The organism is Streptomyces sp. NPDC048643, assembly GCF_040650615.1.
Lineage (GTDB): Bacteria > Actinomycetota > Actinomycetes > Streptomycetales > Streptomycetaceae > Streptomyces.
This window is the reverse complement of sequence record NZ_JBEZHO010000036.1, coordinates 1-13937: the sequence shown is the minus strand read 5'-3', so window position 1 is coordinate 13937 and position 13937 is coordinate 1. Positions and strand designations below refer to the sequence as shown.

15 protein-coding genes are annotated in these 13937 nt (G+C 71.5%); 9 read left to right on the top strand and 6 right to left on the bottom strand.

Annotated features, from left to right (window positions below; genetic code table 11):
* Window positions 1–53 precede the first annotated feature (53 nt).
* Together AB0C62_RS28990 and AB0C62_RS28985 are read left to right on the top strand one after the other, a co-directional pair.
* Window positions 54–776: a response regulator transcription factor gene (locus AB0C62_RS28990; protein ID WP_362978072.1), complete on the top strand. Its 723-nt coding sequence runs from the start codon at window positions 54–56 to the stop codon at window positions 774–776.
* 150 nt (window positions 777–926) lie between these two features.
* Window positions 927–2333 carry a HAMP domain-containing sensor histidine kinase gene (locus tag AB0C62_RS28985; protein WP_362978194.1) on the top strand — a complete coding sequence of 469 codons (1407 nt, stop codon included), beginning with the start codon at window positions 927–929 and terminating at the stop codon, window positions 2331–2333.
* Between the two features lie 129 nt (window positions 2334–2462).
* Here the strand turns inward: AB0C62_RS28985 and AB0C62_RS28980 are convergent, their stop codons facing one another.
* Together AB0C62_RS28980 and AB0C62_RS28975 are read right to left on the bottom strand one after the other, a co-directional pair.
* Window positions 2463–3140: an FMN reductase gene (locus AB0C62_RS28980; protein ID WP_362978070.1), complete on the bottom strand. Its 678-nt coding sequence runs from the start codon at window positions 3138–3140 to the stop codon at window positions 2463–2465.
* A complete protein-coding gene (locus AB0C62_RS28975; protein ID WP_362978068.1) occupies window positions 3137–4228 on the bottom strand; it encodes an LLM class flavin-dependent oxidoreductase in 1092 nt (363 codons plus the stop codon). Before AB0C62_RS28975 ends, AB0C62_RS28980 begins: the two co-directional genes overlap by 4 nt.
* 178 nt (window positions 4229–4406) lie before the next feature.
* Between AB0C62_RS28975 and AB0C62_RS28970 the strand changes: the two genes are divergently transcribed.
* Window positions 4407–5843 carry an MFS transporter gene (locus tag AB0C62_RS28970; RefSeq protein ID WP_362978066.1) on the top strand — a complete coding sequence of 479 codons (1437 nt, stop codon included), beginning with the start codon at window positions 4407–4409 and terminating at the stop codon, window positions 5841–5843.
* Between the two features lie 19 nt (window positions 5844–5862).
* Here the strand turns inward: AB0C62_RS28970 and AB0C62_RS28965 are convergent, their stop codons facing one another.
* Complete coding sequence (locus AB0C62_RS28965) at window positions 5863–6753, bottom strand: NADP-dependent oxidoreductase (protein ID WP_362978064.1); 891 nt, start codon at window positions 6751–6753, stop codon at window positions 5863–5865.
* Window positions 6754–6877: 124 nt separating this feature from the next.
* Between AB0C62_RS28965 and AB0C62_RS28960 the strand changes: the two genes are divergently transcribed.
* Entirely contained in the window at window positions 6878–7291 is a 414-nt protein-coding gene (locus tag AB0C62_RS28960) for a helix-turn-helix domain-containing protein (RefSeq protein ID WP_362978062.1), read from the top strand.
* Here AB0C62_RS28960 and AB0C62_RS28955 read toward each other — a convergent pair.
* Window positions 7264–7761 (bottom strand): MarR family transcriptional regulator, encoded by a 498-nt coding sequence (locus tag AB0C62_RS28955; protein ID WP_362978060.1) that lies wholly within the window; start codon window positions 7759–7761, stop codon window positions 7264–7266. The two genes, AB0C62_RS28960 and AB0C62_RS28955, sit on opposite strands and share 28 nt — an antisense overlap.
* 417 nt (window positions 7762–8178) lie before the next feature.
* Window positions 8179–8646 carry a hypothetical protein gene (locus AB0C62_RS28950; RefSeq protein WP_362978058.1) on the bottom strand — a complete coding sequence of 156 codons (468 nt, stop codon included), beginning with the start codon at window positions 8644–8646 and terminating at the stop codon, window positions 8179–8181.
* 162 nt (window positions 8647–8808) lie between these two features.
* Here AB0C62_RS28950 and AB0C62_RS28945 point away from each other — a divergent pair, with 162 nt between their 5' ends.
* The 3 genes from AB0C62_RS28945 to AB0C62_RS28935 all read left to right on the top strand — a co-directional run bounded on the left by AB0C62_RS28945 (window position 8809) and on the right by AB0C62_RS28935 (window position 10216).
* Window positions 8809–9147: a YnfA family protein gene (locus tag AB0C62_RS28945; protein ID WP_351429354.1), complete on the top strand. Its 339-nt coding sequence runs from the start codon at window positions 8809–8811 to the stop codon at window positions 9145–9147.
* A 128-nt stretch (window positions 9148–9275) separates the two neighbouring features.
* Complete coding sequence (locus tag AB0C62_RS28940; RefSeq protein ID WP_362978055.1) at window positions 9276–10043, top strand: SDR family NAD(P)-dependent oxidoreductase; 768 nt, start codon at window positions 9276–9278, stop codon at window positions 10041–10043.
* The gene (locus AB0C62_RS28935) at window positions 10043–10216 is read left to right on the top strand and encodes a hypothetical protein (protein WP_362978053.1); all 174 of its coding nucleotides are present in this window, start codon (window positions 10043–10045) and stop codon (window positions 10214–10216) included. Before AB0C62_RS28940 ends, AB0C62_RS28935 begins: the two co-directional genes overlap by 1 nt.
* A 112-nt stretch (window positions 10217–10328) precedes the next feature.
* Here AB0C62_RS28935 and AB0C62_RS28930 read toward each other — a convergent pair whose 3' ends face one another.
* Entirely contained in the window at window positions 10329–11522 is a 1194-nt protein-coding gene (locus AB0C62_RS28930; protein WP_362978051.1) for an RtcB family protein, read from the bottom strand.
* A 202-nt stretch (window positions 11523–11724) separates the two neighbouring features.
* Between AB0C62_RS28930 and AB0C62_RS28925 the strand changes: the two genes are divergently transcribed.
* Both AB0C62_RS28925 and AB0C62_RS28920 read left to right on the top strand, forming a co-directional pair.
* Complete coding sequence (locus AB0C62_RS28925; RefSeq protein ID WP_362978049.1) at window positions 11725–12573, top strand: DUF3558 domain-containing protein; 849 nt, start codon at window positions 11725–11727, stop codon at window positions 12571–12573.
* A 145-nt stretch (window positions 12574–12718) separates the two neighbouring features.
* Window positions 12719–13645, top strand: coding sequence for a DUF3558 family protein (locus tag AB0C62_RS28920; protein ID WP_362978047.1), 927 nt, complete (start codon window positions 12719–12721; stop codon window positions 13643–13645).
* The last annotated feature ends 292 nt before the right edge of the window (window positions 13646–13937 follow it).

The following is a 13937-nucleotide window of genomic DNA, read 5'->3' as shown; positions in this document are numbered from 1 at the left end:
CCCGGGAGCCGCCCGCCAGGCCGCACCCACCCGTCGCTTGGCAGACTGGTCCGGTGCCCCAGACTGTGCTGCTCGCCGAGGACGACCGCGCCATCCGTCACGCCCTGGAAAGGGCGCTGACCCTGGAGGGCTACCAGGTGACGGCCGTCGCCGACGGGGTGGAGGCGCTCGCCCAGGCCCACCGCACCCCACCGGACGTCCTCGTCCTCGACGTGATGATGCCCGGCATCGACGGCCTCCAGGTCTGCCGCGTCCTGCGCGCCGAGGGCGACCGCACCCCGATCCTGATGCTCACCGCACTCGTCGAGACCGCCGACCGCATCGCCGGCCTCGACGCGGGCGCCGACGACTACGTGGTCAAACCGTTCGACGTGGAAGAGGTCTTCGCCCGGCTGCGCGCGCTGCTGCGCCGCACCGGCAACGGCGCCCTCGACGAGGGCCCGGCGGCCGCGCCGCGCGAGGCGCGCGCCACCACCGGGCAGATCGCCGTGGCCGGGCTGCGCATGGACGTCCAGGCTCGCCGGGTCTGGCGCGGGCAGCGCGAGCTGGAGCTGACCCGGACCGAGTTCGAACTCCTCGAACTGCTCGTCCGCAACGCCGGCATCGTCCTCGACCACTCCACGATCTACGACCGTATCTGGGGCTACGACTTCGGCCCCGGCTCCAAGAACCTCGCCGTCTACGTCGGCTACCTGCGCCGCAAGCTCGACGAGCCGGGAACCCCGTCCCTCATCCACACCGTCCGGGGCGTCGGCTACGTCCTCCGGGAGGACTGAGTGCCACCGGGTCCGCCGGACCCCGAACCGGGCCGGGCGGCCCGACCCGGCGACGAGACACCGCTCACGCCCGGCGGTGCTGCCCGGCAGCGCCGCGGCGGTGGACCGGGGCCCTCGTGGGGATCCCGGTTCCCCGGCGCGTCCGGACGGCTGCGGCAACTGTCGTCCCTGCGCGCCGTGTTCACCGTCTCCTTCGCGGCCGTCGCCGCCGCCGTCACGGTCCTCGTCGGCTTCCTCAGCTACGACGCCGCCGCCCGGCTCGTACGCGTCGACCAGCAGACCGTCTTCGCCGAGGTCGTCCAGGACCTGCGCGACCAGGTGCGCGAACACCCGCTGCGACCACAGGACTTCGCCGCCTCCGACCCCGACCACGACGGCCCCCTCGACGACATCATCCGGCCCAGCCGCACCGACGTGCAGGTCCTCGGGCACGGCGGCACGGTCGTCGACCGCGGCAGCCCGCCCCTGCCCGTGGACGGCCACGACCGGGCGGTCGCCGACGACGCCCTCGCCGGAGAGGTCGAGGAACACAAGGACGTCGACGTCGCCGGCGACCGCTACCGGCTCGCGACCGTCTCCCTCGGCGACGGGCGCGGCGCGGTCCAGGTGGCCCAGCAGTTCAGCGACACGGAGGACCTGCTGCGCGAGCTCCAGCAGCGCACCGTGCTGCTCGTCGGGGCCGTGGTCATCGCCGCCGGGCTCTTCGGCTGGTGGCTGGCACGGCGCATCACCCGGCGGCTGGTGCGGCTCGCCGGGGCCGCCGAGGACGTGGCGCGCACCGGCCATCTCGGCATCCAGGTGCCGGTCACCGGCTACGACGAGGTGGGCCGGCTCGGCCGCTCCTTCGACCGGATGCTCGGCCGTCTCGCCCAGTCCGAGGAGGACCAGCGGCGCCTGGTCCAGGACGCGGGCCACGAACTCCGTACGCCGCTGACCTCGCTGCGGACGAACATCTCCATGCTCCGCCGGATCGACGAACTGCCGCCGGACGCGCGTGAGGAACTCGTCGCCGATCTCGCCCTGGAGTCCCGCGAGCTGACCGATCTCGTCAACGAACTCGTCGCCCTCGCGGCCGGCCAGTCCGACACCGAGCCCGTACGACGCCTCGACCTCGCCGAACTCGCCGAGGACGCCGTGATCGTCGCGCGCCGGCGCACCGGCCGGGAGATCACCCTCGACGTCACCGGAGACACCACCGTCGACGGCCGCCCGACCGCTCTCCAGCGCGCGGTCTCCAACCTCGTGGAGAACGCGGCCAAGTTCGACCGCGGCGGTACGTCACCGATCGAGGTGGTGGTGAGCGGCCGCCCCGGTGAAACCGGCGGCCGCCCGGGTCCGGTGCGCGTCGAGGTACTCGACCGCGGTCCCGGCATCGGCGAGGACGACCTCGTCCGCGTCTTCGACCGCTTCTACCGCGCCGCCGAAGCCCGCAGCCTGCCCGGCTCGGGCCTCGGCCTGTCCATCGTCCGCGAGGTCGCAACAGCCCACGGAGGCACCCCGTTCGCCTACGCCCGCACCGGAGGCGGCACGGTGATCGGCTTCACGACGAGCACGTGAGCTGCGGTGCGGTGGTGGCTCGTGGCCGTGCCGGACGCCGAAATCCAGCCCCTCCGGCGTTTGAGGAGCGGGGTCTGGGGCGGAGCCCCAGGTACGGGTTGGGTAGGGGCGGAGGGGGCGAGGAAAGGGTTACGGCCGCAGCGCCGCGAGCTGCTCGGCGAAGGGGACCACCCGGAATCCGTCCTCGCGAGCGGTCACGCTCCCCTGAGCGGGGAGGGAAGAGCCGGAAGAGTCCGGAGCCGGGACGGCGGACTCGGCCGGTGCCTGGACGGTGGGCGCCGACCGACCCGCCAGGGCCGACATCAGCACCGCCAGCTCCCCCGCGGCCCGCTCGATCCGCTCGGCCAACCCCTCGGCCCCCCAGTCCTCCGAAGCCGCGTACACCCCGGTGGGCACGACCACGGCCCGCAGATAGGCGAACAGAGGCCGCAGCGCGTGTTCCAGGACCAGCGAGTGCCGCCCGGTCCCCCCGGTCGCCGCGACCAACACGGGCTTGCCCACGAGTGCGTCCTTGTCGAGCACGTCGAAGAAGGACTTGAACAGCCCGCTGTACGAGGCGGAGAACACCGGGGTGACGACGATCAGCCCGTCCGCCGAGGTCACGTCGTCGATCGCGGCGGACAGGGTCCGCCCGGGAAACCCGTTGGTGAAGTTGTGCGCGATCTCCACGGCGAGATCCCGCAGTTCGACGACGCGGACGTCCACGGGCCCGGAGGCCCGGCCGGCGGTCGCGGCCGCCAGCCGGTCGGCCAGCAGCCGCGTGGACGACGGAACGCTCAGCCCCGCCGAGACGACGACGAGCTTCATGCGACGGTCACCTCTTCCTTGGCGGCGGCCACCCGGGCCGCATGGGTCGGCGCGTCCGGCACGTCGGCCGGCCGCCCCTTGGCGAACTCCTCGCGCAGCACCGGCACGACCTGCTCGCCGAGGAGGTCGAGCTGCTCCAGCACGGTCTTGAGGGGCAGCCCGGCGTGGTCCATCAGGAACAGCTGGCGCTGGTAGTCACCGGCGTAGTCGCGGAACGCCAGCGTCTTCTCGATCACCTGCTGCGGCGAACCGACGGTCAGCGGGGTCTGTTCGGTGAAGTCCTCCAACGACGGCCCGTGCCCGTACACCGGCGCGTTGTCGAAGTACGGCCGGAACTCCCGTACCGCGTCCTGCGAGTTGGGCCGCATGAAGACCTGGCCGCCGAGGCCGACGATCGCCTGCTCGGCGGTGCCGTGCCCGTAGTGCGCGTACCGCTCGCGGTAGAGCTCGACCATCTTCTTGGTGTGGTCGGCGGGCCAGAAGATGTTGTTGTGGAAGAAGCCGTCGCCGTAGTACGCGGCCTGCTCGGCGATCTCCGGCGAGCGGATGGAGCCGTGCCAGACGAACGGGGCGACCCCGTCCAGCGGCCGCGGCGTCGACGTGAACGACTGGAGCGGCGTACGGAACTTGCCCTCCCACGTCACGACGTCCTCGCGCCACAGGCGGTGCAGCAGCGCGTAGTTCTCGACCGCGAGGTTGATGCCCTGCCGGATGTCCTGGCCGAACCAGGGATAGACGGGACCGGTGTTACCGCGGCCCATCATCAGGTCGACGCGTCCGTCCGCGAGGTGCTGGAGCATCGCGAAGTCCTCGGCGATCTTCACCGGGTCGTTGGTGGTGATCAGTGTCGTGGACGTGGACAGGACGAGCTTCTCGGTGCGCGCGGCGACATAGCCGAGCAGGGTGGTCGGGGACGACGGGACGAACGGCGGGTTGTGGTGCTCGCCGGTCGCGAAGACGTCGAGGCCGACCTCCTCGGCCTTCTGCGCGATGGCGACCATGGCCTTGATGCGCTCGTGCTCGCTCGGCTCCCGGCCCGTGGTCGGGTCCGGAGTCACATCGCCGACGCTGAAGATCCCGAACTGCATGGTCGCTCACCCTCCAAGTTGTTGACGGTTCAACTATACCCTCGAACCACCACCCCGCCCCAGGTATTCCACGACCACCCCATCCCGCCCATCCCGCCCCTCACCCCCTAGCCCCCCTAGCCCCCCGTCCAAGCAAACCGCTTGACCGCACCCCACCCCATGCCCGACATTTATCTGCGTGACACAGACATTGCATGACGCAGATGAAAACGCTCTGCGAGATACCCCACATCCACCCGCCCGCACCCGCTGGGCGATCCTCGGCGTCGTCCTCGCCGCCGACGTCCTGGACCTCCTCGACGGCACCATCACCAACATCGCCGCCCCGACCATCGCCCACGACCTCGGCGGCGGCACCGCCCTCGTCCAGTGGCTCGGCGCCTCCTACGCCCTCGCGCTCGGCGTCCTGCTCGTACTCGGCGGACGGCTGGGCGACCTCTACGGCCGCCGGCGGCTCTTCCTCACCGGGCTCGCCGGCTTCACCGCCGCCTCGGTCGCCTGCGGCCTCGCCCCGACACCGGGGACCCTCGTCGCCGCCCGCCTCGTCCAGGGCGCCTTCGGCGCGCTCGTCATCCCGCAGGGCTTCGGCATCCTCGGCGCGACCTGGCCCCGCGCCCAGATCGGCAAGGCCTACAGCCTCTTCGGGCCCGTGATGGGACTGTCCGCCGTCGGCGGCCCGATCCTCGCCGGACTCCTCATCGACGCGGACCTCGCCGGACTCGGCTGGCGCCCGATGTTCCTCATCAACCTCGTCCTCGGCGGCGCCGCCCTGCTCGCCGCCGGCCGCCTGCTCCCCCACGACACCGGCGACCGCACGACCACCGTCGACATCCCCGGCTCCGCACTGCTCGGTGCCACCATGCTCGCCCTGCTCACCGGCCTCATCGAGGGCTCGGCGCACAGCTGGACCGCGCTCCCGGTTCTCGCACTGCTCGCCGGCCTCGCGCTCTTCGCCGCGTTCTGCCACCGCCAGCGCACCGCGCCCACCCCCCTGATCCGGCCCTCACTCCTGCACAACCGCGGCTTCACCTCGGGACTGCTCCTCGGCATCGTCTTCTTCGCCGCGGTCGCCGGCCTCCTCTACGTCGTCTCGCTCTTCCTCCAGCAGGGCCTCGGCCGCTCCCCCGCGGGCGCCGCACTCGCCCTGATGCCTCTGTCCGCGGGCATCGTCATCGCCTCGATCGCCTGCTACCGCCTGATCGCCCGGCTGGGCCGCCGCCTCGTCCTCATCGGCTTCCTCGTCACGCTCGCCGGAACGCTCCACCTCCTCGTCCTGGTCTCCGTCTCCGGGACCGGCACCGGCGGCTGGGCCCTGGTGCCGCCCCTGCTCGTCATCGGGCTGGGCATGGGCGCCTGCTTCGGCTCGCTCTACGACGTCACCATCGGCGACATCGCCCCCGCCGAGGCCGGCAGCGCGGGCGGCTCGCTCGGCGCGGTCCAGCAGCTCGCCAACGCCGTCGGAGCAGCCGCCGTCACCAGCGTCTACTTCCGCTCCGGCGGCGGCGAGACCCACGCCACCACGGTGAGCCTCACCGTCGTCGCCGCCATCACCCTCCTGTGCTGTCCCCTCGTACGCCTGCTGCCACTGAGGGCGCCCGCGGACCAGCATCACTAGGTGCCGCCCGACAGAGGCCCTAGGGGACGAGGACCAGCCGGCCGCGCAGGCCGCCCTCGGCGAGCCGGGCGTGCGCCTTGGCGGCCTCGTCGAGGGCGTACGTCTCGGCGACCCGGGTCGTCAGCACCCCCTCGTCGACCAGCGCCACCAGTTCCGCGAGCCGCGCCCCGTCGGCGGCCACCTCCACCGATCCGGTCCGCACCCCGCGCACGGACGCCGGGTGGGCCCCCGGGATGACACCGGCGAAGGCGCCCCCGTCGCGCACCCACTCCAGCGCGTCCGCACCCAGGATCGCCGCGTCAAGCACCGCGTCCACGCTCCCCGGAGCCACCGCACCCGACACGAACCGGTCCGCCCCGAGGGACCGCACGAGCTCCTCGTCCGCCTCGCGGGCCAGCCCCGTCACCGTCACCCCGAGGCGGACCGCCAGTTGCACGGCGTACCCGCCCACCGCGCCGGCCGCCCCCGTCACCAGCAGACTCCGCCCCGACTCCAGGGCCAGCCCGTCCAGTGCCTGCGCCGCGGTCAGGGCGTTCAGCGGCAGGCTCGCCGCGTGCACCGCGTCGACCGAGCGGGGCGCGGCGGCCACCGCGTCGACGTCGACCACCACGTACTCGGCGTGCGTACCGAGGGACTTGGCCGTCCCGTACGCCAACGCCACCACCTCGTCGCCCACGGTCCACCCGGAGGCGACCCCGACCGCGTCGACCACCCCGGCCACGTCCCACCCGAGCCCCAGCCTCTTACCGGCACCTCCGAAGACCCCCGCACGGACCCCGGCGTCCACGGGATTGACCGCCGCGGCCGCCACCCTGATCCGCACCTGCCTCGCCCCCGGCTCCGGCACCGCCACCTCGACGATCTCGACCGACTCCGGACCACCGAACGCCGTCACCACAGCAGCACGCATGCCAACTCACCCCATCCATAAGCCAGTTACCCGGGTCTCTCACCCGCTGCAACTACCCTAGGAAGAGCTACTATCTTCTGGTAAGTAGGCACCTCAAGGTGCGTACGTCACCCGGAGGTGAGCGATGGCGACCACGACGGCGGCCCAGCGGCGACAGCAGGCCCGCGTCGAGTACGACGCGTTCATCAAGAGCTGCCCCACCAACCAGCTCCTGGACCGCATCAGCGACAAATGGGTCAGCCTGATCGTGAGCGCGCTCGCCGACGCCCGGGGCCCGATGCGCTACAGCGACCTCGGCCGCAAGATCGCCGGCGTCAGCCCCAAGATGCTCACCCAGACCCTGCGCTCACTGGAGCGCGACGGCATCGTCTCCCGCACGGTGACCCCTGCCGTACCCGTCCGCGTCGACTACGAACTCACGCCCCTGGGCGCCAACTTGAGCTGCCTGCTCACCGCCGTCAAAGACTGGGCCGAGCACCACATCGAAGAGGTCGTCGAGGCCCGCGAGCGCTACGACGCGTCCTCCGCGTCCTCCTGAAGGTCCCCGGCCCGAAGCCGCGCGACCTGCCGCGCGCTGAAGTCGACCGTGCGCCTCATGTGCCCGATGATCAGGGCGACTTCGGCGTCGTCGAGCCCTTCGAACAGGGCGTACCAGCCGCCGCCCAGCCGGTCCCACATGCGGCCGAACTCGGCGATCTTCTCCGGCACGGTGGCCACGAGCACCCGCCGCCGGTCCACCACGTCGCGCTCCCGCACGACATAGCCCGCCTTCTCCAGGCGGTCCACCAGCCGCGTGGCCGACCCGGTCGTCAGCCCCGTCATCTCGGCGATCCGACCGGTGGTCACCGGCCCGGCCTCCAGGCTGAGCAGATTCACACACTGCACATCCGTCGGATGCAGGCCGACGTGGTCGGCGAGGGCCTGGTTGAACAGGGCGTACGAGGCCATGTACCGCCGCGACACGACCGCCAGCTCACCCAGCAGCCCCTCGCGCCCTTCCCCAGCCATCCCGCCCCTTCCCAAGCCTCCCGGAAATCGTACGCCGCCCCCTGCCCGCGGCACCCCGGCCAGGCTCTTCACCCCCTCCGCCCCACCCCTGGAGCGCCGCCCCGGACCCCGCTCCTCAAACGCCGGAGGGGCTGAATTTCCCGAGCGCCAGAGGGACTGAGTCTCCGCGCGCCGGAGGGGCTGAAATCCACGCACCCGGCCACGCACGGCCCGCACCCGGCGTCCGGCGGGAGGGGCCGTGCCGGTACATCGGATGCCCGTCGCTTACGCCCGGATCGAGCAGCTCCCACTTGCTCGACCCACGTCTGATCCAACGGCGACGGGCGGATGGACCGGCACGGCCCCGACCCACCCACCGGACCGCACCCGCAAGCGCGCCCCCACCCGGAGCGCTGCGCCGGGGTAAACGGGCGGAACCTAGAACGCGTACGCGTCCCCGGTGTCCAGCACCAACACCTGCTGCCGATCATTCGCATGGTTCCGGTCCACCGACCCCCCACCCCACACCGTGTCCAGCCCCAACGTCACCTCGGACGCGACCTCCCGCAGCCGCACCGTCATCCGGATCTCCTCCCCCGGCCCGTCCGCCGGCAGCGCCCCCGTCCGGCACACCACCACCCGCTCGCCCGACCGGGCGCACCCGACCGGCAGCACCTGGGCGTCGCCCAGCGCCGCCGACCACCGCAGCCGCACCGTCGCGTCGTCCACCGGATCGGGCCCGTGGTTCCGCGGCGTCAGCCGGACGTCGACCCGCCCAGCGGCCATGGACGCGCTCCCGTGATAGGCGAGATCAGCTTCAGGAGCCACCGCACCCCCGAGACCTCCCACGCCTCCCACCAGCACAGCCCCCGAACCCAACAGACCCACCGCACTCAGCATCCACATGGCCATTTCCTCCGCCGGCACGAACCATCACGATCATCGGGTCGTCGACCCACCGTCTCGGGATGTATCCCACCCTGGCCGCCCCCCAGGCGCCCTCCAACAGGTGACACCCCGGCACCGGCCCCGGGCCGAGCCCCCAGGACCCCATGTCAGAGTGACCGCATGCTCGTCGCCCGCTCCGCCGCCCTGTTCGTCCTGGCCGCCCTCTTCGAGATCGGCGGGGCCTGGCTGGTCTGGCAGGGCGTACGGGAGCACCGCGGCTGGCTGTGGATCGGCGCGGGCGTGATGGCCCTCGGCGTGTACGGCTTCGTCGCCACCCTCCAGCCGGACGCCGAGTTCGGCCGCATCCTGGCCGCGTACGGCGGCGTCTTCGTGGCCGGCTCCATCGCGTGGGGCGTGGTCGCCGACGGCTACCGCCCCGACCGCTGGGACATCACCGGCGCCCTGATCTGCCTGGCCGGCATGGCCGTGATCATGTACGGCCCGCGCAACGGCGCCTGAGACCCGCCTCACCCCCGGCCGCGTCCCGCCCGCACCCACCTATCCTTGCCGGAGACACCCCAGCCGGCCCGCCCGAGCCACCGCCAGACGGCTGCGCGAGCCACCGCCCGAGGAGCAGGAGCAGCCGTATGACCCCCGCCGCCGCATCCCGTATCGCCGTCATCACCGGTGCCAGCAGCGGAATCGGCGCCGCGACGGCCCGGCAGCTGGCGGCCGAGGGCTACCGCGTCGTGATCACCGCCCGCCGCAAGGACCGCATCGAGGCACTCGCGGAGGAGATCTCCGCGGCGGGCGGCCAGGCGACGGCGTACGCCCTGGACGTCACGGACCGGGCCGCGGTCGACGAGTTCGCGACGGCGTTCAAGACGATCGGCGTGCTGGTGAACAACGCGGGCGGTGCGCTCGGCGCCGACCCGATCGCGACGGGCGACCCGGCCCAGTGGCGCCAGATGTACGAGACGAACGTCATCGGCACCCTGAACGTGACGCAGGCCCTGCTACCCGCGCTCACGGCCAGCGGCGACGGCACGGTCGTCGTCCTGTCCTCGACGGCGGGCCACGGCACGTACGAGGGCGGCGGTGGCTACGTCGCCGCCAAGCACGCCGAGCACGTCCTCGCGGAGACGCTGCGCCTGGAGATCGTCGGCACGCCGGTCCGGGTGATCGAGGTCGCCCCCGGCATGGTGAAGACGGACGAGTTCGCGCTGACCCGCTTCGGCGGCGACACGGAGAAGGCGGCGAAGGTCTACGCGGGCGTCGCCGAGCCCCTCACCGCGGACGACGTCGCCGAGACCATCACATGGGCCGTCACGCGCCCGAGCCACGTCAACATCGACCTGCTCGTGGTGCGCCCCCGCGCCCAGGCGTCGAACACCAAGGTCCACCGGGAGCAGTGATGCCCACCCCGGCGTCACCCGAGGGCCAACTCCCCACGGACGAAGGCGAGAAGGCCCGCCTCGCCTTGGAGAAGAAGCGCGAACGCTTCGTCTGGTACTACCTCGCGTACTTCCTCTTCGGCATCCACATCATCGCCTTCGTCATGATCTACGCGGTCCTGCACGCGAAGTGACGCCCAGGGCTCGCCTCCACGGGCCGCCCGCGAGCACTCGCACGCACCCGCGCGAAAGGGCCCGAGCCGTTGGCGGCTCGGGCCCTCGCGGCATGTCACCCCTGTTCGGGACTCAGCCCTTCACGCACACGACCTGCTTCAGCTTGGTCACGACCTCCACGAGGTCGCGCTGCTGGTCGATGACCTTCTCGATCGGCTTGTAGGCGCCCGGGATCTCGTCCACGACGCCGGAGTCCTTGCGGCACTCCACGCCCTGGGTCTGGTCCTCCAGGTCCTTCGTCGAGAAGCGGCGCTTCGCGGCGTTGCGGCTCATGCGCCGACCGGCGCCGTGCGACGCCGAGTTGAAGGCCTTCTCGTTGCCGAGGCCCTTCACGATGTACGAACCGGTGCCCATCGAGCCGGGAATGATCCCGTACTCACCGGCACGGGCGCTGATGGCACCCTTGCGGGTGACGAGCAGGTCCATGCCTTCGTAGCGCTCGATGTTCACGTAGTTGTGGTGGCAGCTGACCTCCGGCTCGAAGGTCGGCTTGGCCTTCTTGAACTCCTTGCGGACCACGTCCTTCAGGAGCGCCATCATGAGCGTGCGGTTGTTCTTCGCGTACTCCTGGGCCCAGAACAGGTCGTTGCGGTACGCCGCCATCTGAGGGGTGTCGGCGACGAAGACCGCGAGGTCCCGGTCGACGAGGCCCTGGTTGTGCGGGAGCTTCTGGGCCAAGCCGATGTGGTGCTCGGCCAGTTCCTTGCCGATGTTCCGGGATCCGGAGTGCAGCATGAGCCAGACCGAATCGGACGTATCAACACACACCTCGATGAAGTGATTTCCCCCGCCCAGCGTCCCCATCTGCTTCACGGCCCGCTCCTCACGGAACTTGACCGCGTCCGCCACCCCCTCGAAGCGGCCCCAGAAGTCGTCCCACCCGGCGGTGGGCAGGCCGTGGAAGGCGTTCGGGGTGACCGGGGAGTCGTGCATGCCGCGGCCGACCGGGATCGCCTGCTCGATCTTGGAGCGGAGGCGGGAGAGGTCGCCCGGCAGGTCGTTGGCCGTGAGGGACGTGCGGACGGCGGACATGCCGCAGCCGATGTCGACGCCCACCGCGGCCGGGCACACCGCGTCCCGCATCGCGATGACGGAGCCGACCGTCGCGCCCTTGCCGTAGTGGACGTCCGGCATGACGGCGAGCCCCTTGATCCAGGGCAGGGTCGCCACGTTCTGGAGCTGACGGAGTGCCACGTCCTCGACCGACGCCGGGTCGGTCCACATGCGGATCGGAACCTTCGCGCCCGGCACCTCTACGTACGACATATCGTCCTCAATCCCCCGGAAACCAACAGAAGTCTTTAATCGCAAAACCGGCGCCTAGGTCGACGTATGGGACAACGGACCGGCGTCCACGGCTGTGCGTGCGATACACATTGTCTCCAGGGGTCGCCCCTGTGCGGCAACCGAATAACCACAGGACACCCGGGCGGAAGCGCGCCGGGGAACCGTCGAGAGGAGCCTGACCGTGCAGCGGAAGGCGTACGTACCCGGCGCCGCCGTGCTCCTCGCGGCATTGCTGGCGGGCTGCACCGGCGCTTCGGACGACGGGGGTTCGCCGATCGACTCCAAGGGCGGCGACACCGGCACGACGGCCGTCGCGGCCCAGCCGGGCAAGTACCGCACCCTCCCGGAGGCGTGCGGCGCGGTCGATCACGACACCCTGGACTCGTTGCTGCCGGGCATCGAGCAACTCACCGACCCGGCACAGCAGGAGCAGGCGTACGAGGGCGAGGCGGCGCTCACGTACGACACGGACCGGCGTGACGGCTGCAACTGGAAGGTGGAGTCCGCCTCCGCCACCGACCACCTCTCCGTCGACTTCGAGCGGGTCGTGTCGTACGACAACGCGGTGAGCGACGACAACAAGGCCGAGGAGTTGTACACCACTCGGGAGACGGCGGCGGACCTTCCCGAGCCGGCCGCCTCCAGCAGCGACGCCTCGTCGAGCCCGGGAGGCGACGCCGGCACCCCGAGCGACGGCGGTAGCAGCAGCAGCGACAGCAGCGACAGCGGTGGCGACGGCTCGGAGCCCACTCCTTCCGGCTCCGGTTCCCCCTCGGAGACGTCGGCCGCGCTCCAGCCCCGCGTCCTCGACGATCTGGCGGACCAGGCGTTCCTGAACGACAAGCTGAGCACGGGCTCGTCGACCGCCCGGCAGCGCACGGTGACTGTGGTGTTCCGCACGTCGAACGTCATCGTGACGATCGAGTACGCGGAGCAGCCGACGGCTTCCGGGGGTGTCCCCGACAGCGAGGAAATGCAGGACAGGGCCCGGAAACTGGCGGACGTGCTCGCCGGGAAGCTCGACGGCTGACGGCTCGGCGACCCCGTCGGGCACCCCTGCACGAACCGCCCGAACGGGAACCGGCCCGGCGGATCACCGCGTACCGTGGCCCCTCGGACCCGACCGGCCGCACGCTCCATGTGCGGCCGTACCACGAGCCTCGAGTGAAGGAACCATGCACCGACCAGTACAGCGAGTAGGCCGAGCACCGCGACTCACCCGCATCCTTGTCAGCGCAGCCGCCATCCCGGTGGCGCTCGTCGCCGCGGGCTGTTCCTCGGACTCCGGCTCCACGGACGACGCCCGGAAGAGCGCGACGCCGGACGCGAAGAAGTCCGCGAGCCCGACGGCCGAGGCCGTGCAGCCGGCCGCGTACGCGACGCTTCCCCAGCCGTGTTCGGTGCTGTCGAAGAAGACGCTGGGCGAACTGGCTCCGAAGGCCGACAAGTCGGGCAAGAAGGGCGCATCGGACGATGCGACCCAGCGCAGCAACTGCAACTGGAGCAGCCTCGACAACAACGGCGTCAAGGGCTCCCAGTTCCGCTGGCTGAACGTGGCGCTGCTGCGCTTCGACTCGGACGCGCGCGGTGCGGGCGACGAGCAGGCGCACGCGTACTTCGAGAAGCAGGTCACGGGCGCGCAGGCGGTCGAGGGTGCGAAGGGTGCCAAGTCGGCTCCGGTCGCCGGGACGGGCGACGAGGCGACGGCCGTGCACTACGACCTGAAGAAGAAGGAAGGCTCCTTCAAGCAGCAGACGGTCGTGGCGCGCGTGGAGAACGTGGTCGTCACGATCGACTACAACGGCGCCGGTCTCGCGGGTGAGAAGACCCCGGACTCCGGTGACCTGCTGAAGGCGGCCGAGAAGGCCGCGAAGGAGGCCGTCGCGGCGGTGTCCGCGGCGAACAAGGACGGCGGCTCGACCGGTTCGTCCCCGTCGAAGGGCTCGTCCTCGAAGCCCTCCTCCGGCGCGAAGTCGGCCTCGCCGTCCAAGAGCGCGGACAAGAGCGACTCCAAGGGCGACGCGAAGGCGGACTCCGGGAGCGGCTCCAAGTCCGCTTCCCCGTCGAAGTCCGCGTCCGAGTCCGCGGCGGCGAAGAGCTGACCCGGACGGCGATCGTTCCGGAGGCCCAACTTCCGCTCTGAGCTGGACAGTTGCAGGGGCCCGGTACCCGAGGGGACCGGGCTCCTCCCATGCCGGGCACCCGGAGGCCGCACACATGTGCCACTCTGTTGCGCGCAACAACACGCAAGGGGAGGGGAGTACAGGTGTCCGCGCCCATACAGCTGACTCGGATGCACAAGATACTCATCGGTGTGGTCGTCGCCGGTGCGGTCGTCATCGCCGGGATCGGCTTCGCGGGTTCGTACGCGGCGGTCCGTGAGCTGGCGATCAA

Coding starts and splice junctions, on each gene's coding strand:
- AB0C62_RS28940 (WP_362978055.1), top strand. CDS start 9,276: ATGACCCCCGCCGCCGCATCCCGTATCGCCGTCATCACCGGTGCCAGC.
- AB0C62_RS28935 (WP_362978053.1), top strand. CDS start 10,043: ATGCCCACCCCGGCGTCACCCGAGGGCCAACTCCCCACGGACGAAGGC.
- AB0C62_RS28975 (WP_362978068.1), bottom strand. CDS start 4,228: ATGCAGTTCGGGATCTTCAGCGTCGGCGATGTGACTCCGGACCCGACC.
- AB0C62_RS28945 (WP_351429354.1), top strand. CDS start 8,809: ATGCTCGTCGCCCGCTCCGCCGCCCTGTTCGTCCTGGCCGCCCTCTTC.
- AB0C62_RS28980 (WP_362978070.1), bottom strand. CDS start 3,140: ATGAAGCTCGTCGTCGTCTCGGCGGGGCTGAGCGTTCCGTCGTCCACG.
- AB0C62_RS28950 (WP_362978058.1), bottom strand. CDS start 8,646: ATGTGGATGCTGAGTGCGGTGGGTCTGTTGGGTTCGGGGGCTGTGCTG.
- AB0C62_RS28965 (WP_362978064.1), bottom strand. CDS start 6,753: ATGCGTGCTGCTGTGGTGACGGCGTTCGGTGGTCCGGAGTCGGTCGAG.
- AB0C62_RS28930 (WP_362978051.1), bottom strand. CDS start 11,522: ATGTCGTACGTAGAGGTGCCGGGCGCGAAGGTTCCGATCCGCATGTGG.
- AB0C62_RS28955 (WP_362978060.1), bottom strand. CDS start 7,761: ATGGCTGGGGAAGGGCGCGAGGGGCTGCTGGGTGAGCTGGCGGTCGTG.
- AB0C62_RS28960 (WP_362978062.1), top strand. CDS start 6,878: ATGGCGACCACGACGGCGGCCCAGCGGCGACAGCAGGCCCGCGTCGAG.
- AB0C62_RS28920 (WP_362978047.1), top strand. CDS start 12,719: ATGCACCGACCAGTACAGCGAGTAGGCCGAGCACCGCGACTCACCCGC.